General features: G+C 68.2%; 12 protein-coding genes and 1 pseudogene. 5 read left to right on the top strand and 8 right to left on the bottom strand.

Going from position 1 to position 10,008, the window contains the following annotated elements; genetic code table 11:
- Positions 1 to 185 precede the first annotated feature (185 nt).
- The 3 genes from CHC08_RS50410 to CHC08_RS46715 form a co-directional block, all read right to left on the bottom strand.
- Positions 186 to 335 carry a hypothetical protein gene (locus CHC08_RS50410; protein WP_179282644.1) on the bottom strand — a complete coding sequence of 50 codons (150 nt, stop codon included), beginning with the start codon at positions 333 to 335 and terminating at the stop codon, positions 186 to 188.
- 491 nt (positions 336 to 826) lie between these two features.
- Entirely contained in the window at positions 827 to 1,174 is a 348-nt protein-coding gene (locus CHC08_RS46710) for a nuclear transport factor 2 family protein (RefSeq protein ID WP_179282645.1), read from the bottom strand.
- Complete coding sequence (locus CHC08_RS46715) at positions 1,171 to 2,559, bottom strand: MFS transporter (protein WP_089213805.1); 1,389 nt, start codon at positions 2,557 to 2,559, stop codon at positions 1,171 to 1,173. Before CHC08_RS46715 ends, CHC08_RS46710 begins: the two co-directional genes overlap by 4 nt.
- Before the next feature lie 91 nt (positions 2,560 to 2,650).
- On the opposite strand from CHC08_RS46715, the gene CHC08_RS46720 reads away from it, so the two are divergent.
- Positions 2,651 to 3,373 carry a TetR/AcrR family transcriptional regulator gene (locus tag CHC08_RS46720; protein WP_089213806.1) on the top strand — a complete coding sequence of 241 codons (723 nt, stop codon included), beginning with the start codon at positions 2,651 to 2,653 and terminating at the stop codon, positions 3,371 to 3,373.
- Between the two features lie 255 nt (positions 3,374 to 3,628).
- Here CHC08_RS46720 and CHC08_RS46725 read toward each other — a convergent pair whose 3' ends face one another.
- The gene (locus CHC08_RS46725) at positions 3,629 to 4,066 is read right to left on the bottom strand and encodes an SRPBCC family protein (protein WP_089213807.1); all 438 of its coding nucleotides are present in this window, start codon (positions 4,064 to 4,066) and stop codon (positions 3,629 to 3,631) included.
- Complete coding sequence (locus CHC08_RS46730; RefSeq protein WP_179282646.1) at positions 4,063 to 4,410, bottom strand: ArsR/SmtB family transcription factor; 348 nt, start codon at positions 4,408 to 4,410, stop codon at positions 4,063 to 4,065. The genes CHC08_RS46725 and CHC08_RS46730 overlap by 4 nt, the downstream gene beginning before the upstream one ends.
- 149 nt (positions 4,411 to 4,559) lie before the next feature.
- Here CHC08_RS46730 and CHC08_RS46735 point away from each other — a divergent pair, with 149 nt between their 5' ends.
- On the top strand, positions 4,560 to 5,528 hold the full coding sequence (locus CHC08_RS46735) for a GlxA family transcriptional regulator (protein ID WP_089213808.1): 969 nt from the start codon (positions 4,560 to 4,562) through the stop codon (positions 5,526 to 5,528).
- 1 nt (position 5,529) lies between these two features.
- Positions 5,530 to 6,153, top strand: a complete 624-nt coding sequence (locus tag CHC08_RS46740; protein ID WP_089213809.1) for a DJ-1/PfpI family protein — start codon at positions 5,530 to 5,532, stop codon at positions 6,151 to 6,153.
- 4 nt (positions 6,154 to 6,157) lie between these two features.
- Here the strand turns inward: CHC08_RS46740 and CHC08_RS46745 are convergent, their stop codons facing one another.
- The 3 genes and pseudogenes from CHC08_RS46745 to CHC08_RS46755 all read right to left on the bottom strand — a co-directional run bounded on the left by CHC08_RS46745 (position 6,158) and on the right by CHC08_RS46755 (position 7,769).
- The gene (locus tag CHC08_RS46745; RefSeq protein WP_089213810.1) at positions 6,158 to 6,847 is read right to left on the bottom strand and encodes an ATP-binding protein; all 690 of its coding nucleotides are present in this window, start codon (positions 6,845 to 6,847) and stop codon (positions 6,158 to 6,160) included.
- 43 nt (positions 6,848 to 6,890) lie between these two features.
- A pseudogene (locus tag CHC08_RS52215) lies at positions 6,891 to 7,301 on the bottom strand (serine hydrolase domain-containing protein); the annotation flags it as partial.
- Positions 7,302 to 7,541: 240 nt separating this feature from the next.
- Positions 7,542 to 7,769, bottom strand: a complete 228-nt coding sequence (locus tag CHC08_RS46755) for a hypothetical protein (RefSeq protein WP_143653691.1) — start codon at positions 7,767 to 7,769, stop codon at positions 7,542 to 7,544.
- 174 nt (positions 7,770 to 7,943) lie between these two features.
- Here CHC08_RS46755 and CHC08_RS46760 point away from each other — a divergent pair, with 174 nt between their 5' ends.
- Both CHC08_RS46760 and CHC08_RS46765 read left to right on the top strand, forming a co-directional pair.
- A complete protein-coding gene (locus CHC08_RS46760) occupies positions 7,944 to 9,218 on the top strand; it encodes a sensor histidine kinase (protein ID WP_089213812.1) in 1,275 nt (424 codons plus the stop codon).
- The gene (locus tag CHC08_RS46765; protein ID WP_089213813.1) at positions 9,206 to 9,865 is read left to right on the top strand and encodes a response regulator; all 660 of its coding nucleotides are present in this window, start codon (positions 9,206 to 9,208) and stop codon (positions 9,863 to 9,865) included. Before CHC08_RS46760 ends, CHC08_RS46765 begins: the two co-directional genes overlap by 13 nt.
- The last annotated feature ends 143 nt before the right edge of the window (positions 9,866 to 10,008 follow it).

Consider the following 10,008-nt stretch of genomic DNA (forward strand, 5'->3'; position numbering starts at 1 on the left):
GGCACCTGCGCCTCGTTCGTCGAGAATGGAAAGGTCGTCACGCACCGGGAGTACTTCGATCAATTGGAGCTGTACACACAGCTCGGCTTGCACCTTTCGAAGGACGATCCGGCTCACGCGTAGCCCCTCCCGCAGCGGATCGCCCGATTCGATCGCGCCGGGTTACCTATCGCCGTCGCACCCTCCTAAATGACGGGCCGGATCTGGAGACGGTAGAACGTCTCGGTGACCATGGTGTTGGCGTTGCCGACCAGACGGCGCGCGCAGACCTCACCGATGACGAATGGTCCTTGATCGATTCTGATCTGCCCTACCGGGTACGACAACGCGACCACGGAAGGTGTGTTGTCGTACCCGAGGTGACTTTCCCGATCGAGTCTGGCTCCGCGCCCAACCGCGTCAGTACTTCGGCCGGACTCAGGTCCCGGATGAAGGACACGCAGTAGATGTCACCCAACGGTCCATCACCCGAAAGCCAGCCGAATTCCTCGCGAGGGTCTGTCACCATGGCTCCTTTGATCAGTTGCGCGTCATGATGACAGCCCTCACCGACAAGCACGGACATGTCTATGGGAGCGTCAGTGATGGCAGGAGACGCGTGGGTGACCAACTGGGTGACGACGACCCTGGACGAGGCCGGACGACGGTGGATCGCTGTGGACCGTAAGCCCAGGTGAACGTTACTGTCGCACCTGGGCTTTGATCTTCACTCGGACATTTTCGGGCTTCTGCGTCCGTCGCGTGCCGGATTCCTTCTTGGGCGCTCATGGGCGAGGCTGTCGAGCTTCCGGTTCGTACCGTTCCACCACCCGACGCGCGAGCGTGATCAGACGAAGAAGCCGTCGATCCGGCGGATCAGCCCCTTCTCGAAACGGGCGACATCGTAACCGGTTGCCACGGGCGACTCGCCGGGCTGTCCGAGGCGCCAGGTGAACAGCATGAGGTCGTGGTGCTCGTTGATCACCTCGCCGAGGCTGAAGGTGAGGTCACCGAGCTTCTCCTGGGCTTGGCCGATCATGAGGTTGATGGCGTCGTGGCCTTCGACCGCCGCCCAGTCGGGGTCGCTGTAGACGCCGTCCTCGGTGAAAATCGCGTCGATCGTAGCCCGGCGGCGAGCGGCGTCCCTTTCGTTCCAGATCTCGATGTACTTCCGAGTGAGGTCGTTGCTGTTCATCGGGTGATTCCTTCCGGGGAGGTAGTTGCTTCCTGTGCGGCGGCGGTCGGCTGCCGCTTGAGGGTGAGGGCGATGAGGGCACCCGCGATAGAGGCGGCGGCGGCCACCCATCCGGCGGTGCGCAGGCCGTCGACTCCCGGCGCGCCCGCGTTGGCGACCGCGATGATGACGGCCAGGCCGATGGCGCCGCCGATCTGCTGGGCCGTGGTCGCCAGGCCCGAGGCGACGCCCTGCTCGGTGAGGGCGACGCCGGACCCGGCTGCCGCGAACATGGCGACGAAGGTGAAGCCGCCCGACAGACCCCAGATCACGGTGCCGGGAACGAGCGCCCAGAAGGAGCCACCCGCCGACATGCCGGCGTAGAGGACGACCATCCCGATGCCGCTGCCCAGCATCCCGACGACCAGTGTGGTTCGTACTCCCCACCGTCCCAGCAGAGCGGGCGCGAGCCTGGCGGCGGAGACCATGGACAGCAGCGTCAGCGGCAGGAAGGCCAGGCCGGCCTGCAGAGCGCTGTAGCCGAGCACGGGCTGCAGGTACATCGTGAACAGGTAGTAGCCGCCACCGAGCGCGCTCTGAAAGAACAGGATCACCAGCATCGACGTGGCCAGGTTGCGATTGCCGAGCAGGCGCGGAGGAGCGAGCGGTTCTGAGGAACGGGCCTCGACCAGGAGAAAGGCTCCGATCAGGACGATCCCCACGACCATGGAGCCCAGGCCACGGGGTGTCACCCAGCCCGCCTCGGGGCCACTGACCAGGCCGAGCACCATCAGCGTCGAGCCGGCGGTGGCGAGCAGCGCGCCCAGCACGTCGAAGCTGCCGCGTTCACGCGATGGGTCGGGGGGCAGCAGGCGTGATGCCGCGACGATCGCGATGAGGGTCAGCGGGACGTTGACGTAGAAGACCCACTGCCAGCCCGCTGCCGCGGTGAGCACGCCGCCGAGCAGCGCGCCCGCGGCCAGACCCGCGCTGCCCGCGGTGCCCCAGGCGCCCAGTGCGCGGTTGCGCATCGGCCCTTCGGCGAAGCCGGAGTAGATCAGGGCCAGGGTTGCGGGGGTGAGCAGCGCGCCGCCCAGCCCCTGGATCACGCGGGCGGCCACGAGCAGGCCTGGATCGGCGGCGAGCCCGCCGGCCAGCGACGAGATGCCGTAAAGCGTCAGGCCGAGGATGAACATGCGCCGTGCGCCGAGGCGATCGACGGCGCGGCCGCCGAGCAGCAGGAAGCCACCGAACCCAACGGCATAGCCGCTGACCACCCACTGGAGGGTCTGGGCGGAGAAATCGAGTTCACGTCCGATGTCGGGGAGTGCGACATAAACGATGTTGTAGTCGAGAGCGACGATCAGTTGGGAGAACGACAGGAGGGCCAGTTTTTTTGCATTCATACGGCGAGCTTTCTCTACATGCCGAACATTTACTACACGGCGTTCAGTAAAGACACAGCGTATGGTACCGCAACCCTGTAGAGTGTCAACCATGGGAGTCCCGGTACTGAGCCGTAGAGAACGCCTGCGAGCGGAGACGGCCGCTGAAATCAAGGCGGTCGCACTCAGGCTGATGTCCGAGGGCGGACCCGACGCCATCTCACTGCGAGCCATCGCCCGCGAGATGGGTATGACGGCGGGGGCCATCTACGGCTACTACGACACCCGTGACGCGCTGGTCAGCGCGCTGGTCAAGGACGTCTACACCTCACTGGTCGATGCGGTGGAGGCGGCACGCGATGCCCTCCCCGCCGACGACCCGGCGGGTCGGATCCTGGCCTGGGGGCAAACACTGCGGGAGTGGGCCCTGGTCAATCCCGAGGGCTTCCGGCTCATCTACGGTGACCCGGTCCCCGGCTATCAAGAGCCGGAGGGCGGGGCCGCGGCCGAGGCCGCACACCGCGCCTGCGCGGGCCTCACCGGTCTGGTCGCCGCCGCCTGGCCGCAAGCCGTGATCCGGCAACCGGGCGAATACGACTGGACCGACTTCGATCCGATCCTGGTGGGCCTGGTCCGCGAGGAGTTTCCCGAACTGCCCCCCGCGGCGGTGGCGCTGGCGCTACGCGTCTGGGGCCGCATGCACGGCCTGGTCGCACTCGAGATCTACGGCCATCTGCGCAGCCAGGTGAAGGACCCTGCCCGGATCTATCTCGACGAACTGCGCGACCTCACCCGCGGCCTGGGGCTTGACGAAAAAACAACTCCTCGGGCATGAAGGATTCTGCTGCCCTGTGAGTTGATGATCGCATTCGCATCGACGTCGCAGTCGGCTGAGCGAGTCAAGCCCTCGACAACCTCCACTTCTCCGGTCTCACCGTGGCCGAAGTGGAAGCTCGGTCAGCTCGCCGATCGGCGGCAGGCCAGGTCACGCTCGATGGAGGGCAGGGCCGACAGCAGGGCGATGCCGTCCAGGACGGTCATGAGGCAGGGCGAGCACCTGCCGGCGGTTCTTCGTCATGATGGTCTGCCTTCATCCGCGCCGCAGATCGGTGCCGAGCGCGTCGAGCCAGTCGCCGGTGCCCCGCTGCCGCCAGTCGGGGTCCTCTCTACCGTCGAGGAACGTCCCCTGTTCGGTGAGCGTCAGGAGTGTCCCGCCGTCCGCCGGGGTGAGTTCCACGGTGGTCAGCGACACCGTGGCCAGTTCGGCCCCGCCGTACAGGGCCGAGGTGTAGACGATGCGGTAGTCGGTGACGATGTCCTGGTACCAGGACTCGAACGTCAGCACCTGGCCGTCGTGGCTGGCGCGGTTGACCTCGCGGCCGCCGACCCGGAAGTCCAGCTTGTGCTCACCGGTGGGGGTGGAGAACCAGCGAGCCTTGGTCGCCGGGTCGGCCCATGCGGCGAACACCCTGGCGGGCGCCGCCTGGTAGGTGCGCTCCAGGGTGAAGGTGGCGTGCGTGACGGTCATGAGGTGCTCCCTTGCTCTGATGGCTTCTCTGCCAGGAGGTCGTCGAGACGGTCGAGGCGCTGCTCCCAGGAGGTGCGCCGACGTGCGATCCATTCCTCGGCCATGCGCAGGACCTGCGGTTCGATCCGGCAGGTGCGGACTCTGCCGACCTTCTCGGACCTGACCAGGCCGCAGGCCTCCAGCACCTGCAGGTGTTGCATCACGGCCGGTAACGACATGGCCAGGGGCTGGGCCAGCTGGCTCACCGAGGCGGGGCCGCTTACCAGGCGCTCCACGATGTCCCGGCGAGTCCCGTCGGCCAGCGCCTGGAACACCCGGTCCAACGACTCCGAATGGTTAAGCATGTATTTAACTATGTGCTCGCAGGAGCCAACAGTCAAGCGACTGCTTAAGTGTTTGCTCGAAGCGACCCTGTCCGCTGCTCTTCGCCATGGCTGAATCTGCAAGGTATGTGTCCTTGCAGCCATAGCTGCGTAGGGCCAAGTATGGCGACATGTCTCAACGCGTCGTCATCATGCTTTTCGACGGCTTTCAGTTGCTCGATCTCGCGGGTCCGGCCGATGTCTTCTCCGCGGCCGGACTGCTGAATCCGAGCGCCGACTACCGGGTGGAGGTCACGGCTGTCCAGGCGGGGGCCGTGCGCTCCCTGTCCGGCGTCACCGTGGTCGTTGAGACGCCGCTGCGAAGCGTGAAGGGGCCGATCGACATCCTGCTGGTTGTCGGCGGTCTCCCATCCCGTACGGCTGTCGCCGACACGGCGGCACTGGTTCCGGAGGTACGCAGGCTCGCCGGGGAGTCAGGTCGGGTCGGATCCATCTGCTCGGGCACGTTGCTGCTGGCCGAGGCCGGTCTGCTGGAGGGGCGGCGGGTAACCACTCACTGGGCGGTGGGGGACCTGCTCGCCCGCGAGCATCCGAACGTGCGGGTGGACGCCGATCGTATCTACGTGCGCGATGGCAACGTGTGGACTTCGGCGGGGGTCACCTCGGGGATCGACCTCGCCCTCGCCCTCGTCGCTCACGACCACGGGCACGATCTGGCCAGGGAGATCTCTCGTTGGCTGGTCGTGTACCTGCAGCGACCGGGCGGACAGAGTCAGTTCAGTACGCCCCTGCGCGCGCAGACGCCGAAGCGCGAGCCTCTGCGCGACCTGCAGGGATGGATCGAGGAGAGCCTTGACGCCGACCTGTCGGTGGAGGTCCTCGCAGGACACGTGAACATGAGTGTCCGCCACTTCTCACGGGTGTTCAGGACCGAGGTCGGTGTGCCACCCGCGCGGTATGTCGAGCACGCGCGGACGGCGGCCGCCAAGCGACTGCTGGAAAGCACCGACGAGCCGCTCGACCGGATCGCCACCCGGGTCGGACTCGGGACGCCCGAGACCCTCTATCGCGTCTTCCACCGCCACCTCAAGGTCTCACCGGGAGAGTACCGGCGCAGATTCCACACCAAGGAGAGCTGATATGCACATCGTCATCCCCCTGTACGCGGGGTACGACGCCATGGACGCCTTGGGGCCGTACTTCGTGCTCCGGAACATTCCCGGCGCGACGGTCACCTTCGTGGCTGAGCGGCCAGGCGTCATCGCCGACGAGGGGGTCACGCTGACCGCCACCGCCTCCTTCGCCGACCTGCCCAGACCCGATGTCCTGGTGGTGCCGGGTACCAAGGACGTGATGCGGAGCATGGCGGATCAGGAGTTGATCCGCTATGTGAAGGCGGCGCACCCGACCACCACCTGGACCACCTCGGTGTGCGTGGGCTCGCTCACGCTCGGCGCGGCGGGCCTGCTGGAGGGAGTCAGGGCGACCACTCACTGGGTGGCCCACGACCTGCTCGCGCAGTTCGGGGCGCAGCCGGTCGACGAGCGCTTCGTCAGGGACGGCAAGATCATAACTTCGGGCGGCGTGCTGGCCGGCATCGACATGGCGCTCTACCTCGCATCCCTGCTGACGGGCGAGGACATGGCCATGGCGATCCAGCTCGGGCTGGAGTACGCGCCGCAGCCGCCGTTCAACGCCGGGACGCCGAAGACCGCTCCCGCGGAGATCACCGAGCTGGTGCGCTCCTTCCTGAGGGATGCCTGATCCATCACGAACTTCCCACGATCGCCTTGGAAGCGAGCCGCTCGTGGGCGAAGCACAGGCGGTAGGCGGCGGCCGAGGCCGTTCTCGTGTTGTAGTACACGCAGTCCTCGCCCTTGGGCGTGGGCGGGGCGTCGTCCGGCGGGCCGTCCTTGGTGAACGCGGGTAGCCGAGGCTGCACATCGCCGCGCGCGTCGCCTACCGACAACCGCTCGTACCGGTCCCGGTCCAGGACCGACAAGGAGGAGCTGATGAAGCTGATGGGGATCATGAGCAGGAGGATCCCGGCCAGCACCGCCAGGGGGACCACGATGGTCTGCACCAGCCGGCGCCGCACCTGCCGCCGGGCATGAGCCAGCTCCCTGGCGGAGGCGGTGGGCCGGGTGGCGGTGGCGGCGCGTGGGGTCGCCCCGTCGGTGACCGGCAGCTCGGCGACGACCTCGAAGCCGCCCTCGGAGGTCGAACCGGTGCGCAGCGTGCCGCCTGCGAGACGTACCCGCTCGTCGAGTCCCACCAGCCCGGAGCCGCCTGAGGCCACGCCCGGCAGCGGCGCCACCGTGGCCGGGTCGTTGACCACGCTGAGGCCGAGGATCGCCCCGTCCCGTACGAGCCGGACGTGTACGGCCGCGCCCGGTGCGTGTTTGGCGGCGTTTGTCAGCGCTTCCTGGAGCAGGCGGTGGACGGCGAGGCCGACCATGGAAGGTCTGGTCGCTCATCCCCGAGGTCTGCTGGAGCAGCTCCCGCACAGTGATCTTCCCGGCGCGGGGGTCGGCCATGGTGAACTCGGGCAGATACGTCCGGACGGGGGCGTCCTGGTTGATCCTGCCCTGGTCGGCGAGGTGCAGCACCGCCAAGGCCGTGAACGACTTGGAGACCGAGGCGAGCGGCATCGGCGTGTCCTTCGTGATCGCCTCGCCACCGGCCGTGTGGCCGTAACCCGCGGCGTACATGACCTGGTCGCCCTTGGTGACCGCGATCAGGGCGCCGGGCAGTCGGGTCCGCTCGATGTGGTCGCGCATGTAGTGGTCGATCGCGGTCGCGCTCAGCCCGCCGGTCTCCGGCGCATCTGCCAAGGCACTCGCCGACGTCACCCCCAGCGCGAGCAACACACCGGTCAGCCCGGCGACGGCCGCGACCCTTCGTATCTTCATCGGGGGTCCTCCGAGGTCTTCGTTCGCATGGGACGAACGTAGAAGTCGGGGTGAGGGCCACACAGCGCACGATCGGATGGCCCTCACCTGACTTTCGTCAGGTCCCCGATCGAGGTGCACCCTCTTCACCAGCCGCCCTTCAACGGCGTGGAGCAGGCTTCCGGTCCTTGTTCTCCGGCGCGCAGCGGGCCCGCGCCGCAGCGGGCGCGTTCGGCCGGCTGTCCGCGGTACGGGCGGTGCTCATCGGCGCCTGTTCCGGTAGTGGTCGTTGATCAGGGCGGCGATGCCGGCGAGCACGATCAGGCCGAAGGCGTTGGAGATGAGGATGCTGCCGATGGTGACCGAGGTGACCACGTTGACGACGGAGCTGATCACCACCACCATCCACAGAACGGGACGCGCCTCGCCGTTGGGGATTTTGACGGGCTGCGGCGTCCGAGCGGTTTCCCGGGTGTAGATGCCGGCCATGGTGTGCTCCTTGTTCGATGCGATCGACAGGTCGTTTGCGATGCATCGAAATTTACGGAGGATCACTGCCGGCGGCGATCCTGCCAAGGAGACAAACGGGGTATAGCCTGCTATACCCTCAGTCGGCGATCTACGACGATCTGGCTGCCCCGCCGTCTGGTCGAGGAGGTACGGATGCCGACCGACGATGCCCGGGCCGACCAGGAGACAGCCGATCGGTGGGATGTGTTCGCCCGCGCACGCGCCACCCTGGACGCGCTCGAACACCTTTTCAGCGGGCTCGGCACCGTGGTTCTGGCGCTGGTCGCACTCCTGTTGGTGATCGGCACCGCGCTGACCTGCCTGGTCGGTGTGGGGCTGTTGCTGGTGCCCGCCGCACTGCGTGGGCTGCGGGCGATCACCGATCGGGAGCGTGCCCGGCTGTCACGCTGGGGTGGTCCGGAGATGATCAGCCCGGAGTCGGGGCCGTCCGGGCTGCGTGCCGCCGTCGCCGACCGGACCACGCGCCGGGAGCTGGGCTGGGTGGGCGCCCACGTCACCCTCGGGCTGGTTCTTTCCGTGGTCGGGATCACGCTGCCCATGTACGTGGTGCGTAACGCTACGTTTCCGTTCTGGTGGTGGTTGTTGCCGGAGGATGAGGCAGCGAGCATGTCCATGGGGCTGTGGCCGGTGCGGGATCTGTACGGCGCGATCGGAGTCGGCCTGCTGAGTGTGGCGTGGCTCGTCATCGTCGTGATGGTCCTCCCCGGTATGGCGCGGCTGCAGGCATGGCCCGGTCGGCGGCTCCTGGCCCCCGACCCCGGTACCGACCTCGCGCTGCGGGTCGCGCAGCTCACCGCGACCCGTGCCGCCGCGCTGGACGCGCACGCCACCGAGCTGCGGCGCATCGAACGGTCGCTGCACGACGGGACGCAGAACCGGATCGTGGCGGTCACCGTTCTGGTCGGCGCGGCGCGTCGAGCGCTGGCGCGTGACCCGGCCGTCGCCGAGGAAATTCTCGAGCGCGCGCAGGACGCCGCCGAGCAGGCGCTCGCCGAGCTTCGCGGGGTCGTCCGCAGCATCCTGCCGCCGGTGCTGACCGACCGGAGCCTCGCCGACGCACTCACCGGCCTGGCCACGGCCTGCCCGGTGCCCTGCCGGATCGACGCCGACATCCCCGTACGGTGCGCCGCGTCCGTCGAGGCCACGGCCTACTTCGTGGCGGCCGAGACGCTCACCAACATCGCCAAGCACAGCCAGGCCCGGCACGCCACCGTCACGGCCCGCCGCGACGATGACCGGCTCCACCTTCAGATCACCGACGACGGCCACGGCGGGGCGGACGAGCGCAGCGGGTCCGGCCTCGTCGGCATTCGCCGACGTATCGAAGCACACGATGGGACATTCATGCTGGACAGCCCCCCCGGTGGACCCACCACCCTCACTGTGAGCCTGCCATGCGGATCGTGATCGCCGAGGACGATGCGCTGCTGCGCGAAGGCCTCGCGCTGCTGCTGCGCGCCGAGGCACTCGACGTCGTGGCCACCGCCGCCGACGCCGGCGGTTTCCTGGAGGCCATCGACGCCCACAAACCGGACGTCGCCATCGTCGACGTCCGGATGCCGCCGACCCACACCGACGAGGGGATCGTCGCGGCGGTGGAGGCCCGGCGACGTCAGCCGGGCCTGGCCGTTCTCGTGCTGTCGGCCTACGTCGAGCAGGCGTTCGCCACCGAACTGCTCGCCCACGGCAGCTCCGGACTGGGATACATGCTGAAGGAGAGGGTCGGGCGAGTCGAGGAGTTCCTGAGCGCGCTGCACCGGGTGGCGGACGGAGGTACGGCCATCGATCCGGATGTCGTCGCGCAGCTCCTCGTACGCATCCGGCCCGACACCCAGCTGGACCGCCTCAGTCCTCGCGAGCGCGACGTGCTGGCCCTGATGGCCGAAGGCCTGGGCAACACCGCCATCGCCGAACGGCTCTTCGTCACCGACGGCGCCGTCCACAAGCACATCCGAAACATCTTCGCCAAGCTTGAGCTGGCGCCCACCGACCGGGCGGACCGGCGGGTCACCGCCGTCCTGCACTATCTCGAGGACGCCAACCGCCGCTTGTGACCACGGGCCACCTCGGCCGCCGCCGGGCTGCCACGGCGCCGGACGGCGGCGGCCGTGTGGTGGGGGCCACCTGGCCGGACCGGGCATCCCGGAGGATCGCCTGCGGCGTGAGGAGCTGGGGGATCGCCTGCGGCGTGAGGAGC

Origin of the sequence: Streptosporangium subroseum (genome assembly GCF_900188345.1) — a bacterium.
In the GTDB taxonomy this organism is placed as follows: Bacteria; Actinomycetota; Actinomycetes; order Streptosporangiales; family Streptosporangiaceae; genus Streptosporangium; species Streptosporangium subroseum.

What these genes read in the sequence shown, in the direction of transcription:
- CHC08_RS46720 (WP_089213806.1), top strand. Translation starts at nt 2,651, where the DNA reads ATGGGAGTCCCGGTACTGAGCCGTAGAGAACGCCTGCGAGCGGAGACG.
- CHC08_RS46755 (WP_143653691.1), bottom strand. Translation starts at nt 7,769, where the DNA reads ATGGCCGGCATCTACACCCGGGAAACCGCTCGGACGCCGCAGCCCGTC.
- CHC08_RS46725 (WP_089213807.1), bottom strand. Translation starts at nt 4,066, where the DNA reads ATGACCGTCACGCACGCCACCTTCACCCTGGAGCGCACCTACCAGGCG.
- CHC08_RS46740 (WP_089213809.1), top strand. Translation starts at nt 5,530, where the DNA reads ATGCACATCGTCATCCCCCTGTACGCGGGGTACGACGCCATGGACGCC.
- CHC08_RS46715 (WP_089213805.1), bottom strand. Translation starts at nt 2,559, where the DNA reads ATGAATGCAAAAAAACTGGCCCTCCTGTCGTTCTCCCAACTGATCGTC.
- CHC08_RS46730 (WP_179282646.1), bottom strand. Translation starts at nt 4,410, where the DNA reads ATGCTTAACCATTCGGAGTCGTTGGACCGGGTGTTCCAGGCGCTGGCC.
- CHC08_RS46735 (WP_089213808.1), top strand. Translation starts at nt 4,560, where the DNA reads ATGTCTCAACGCGTCGTCATCATGCTTTTCGACGGCTTTCAGTTGCTC.
- CHC08_RS46765 (WP_089213813.1), top strand. Translation starts at nt 9,206, where the DNA reads ATGCGGATCGTGATCGCCGAGGACGATGCGCTGCTGCGCGAAGGCCTC.
- CHC08_RS46760 (WP_089213812.1), top strand. Translation starts at nt 7,944, where the DNA reads ATGCCGACCGACGATGCCCGGGCCGACCAGGAGACAGCCGATCGGTGG.
- CHC08_RS46745 (WP_089213810.1), bottom strand. Translation starts at nt 6,847, where the DNA reads ATGGTCGGCCTCGCCGTCCACCGCCTGCTCCAGGAAGCGCTGACAAAC.
- CHC08_RS46710 (WP_179282645.1), bottom strand. Translation starts at nt 1,174, where the DNA reads ATGAACAGCAACGACCTCACTCGGAAGTACATCGAGATCTGGAACGAA.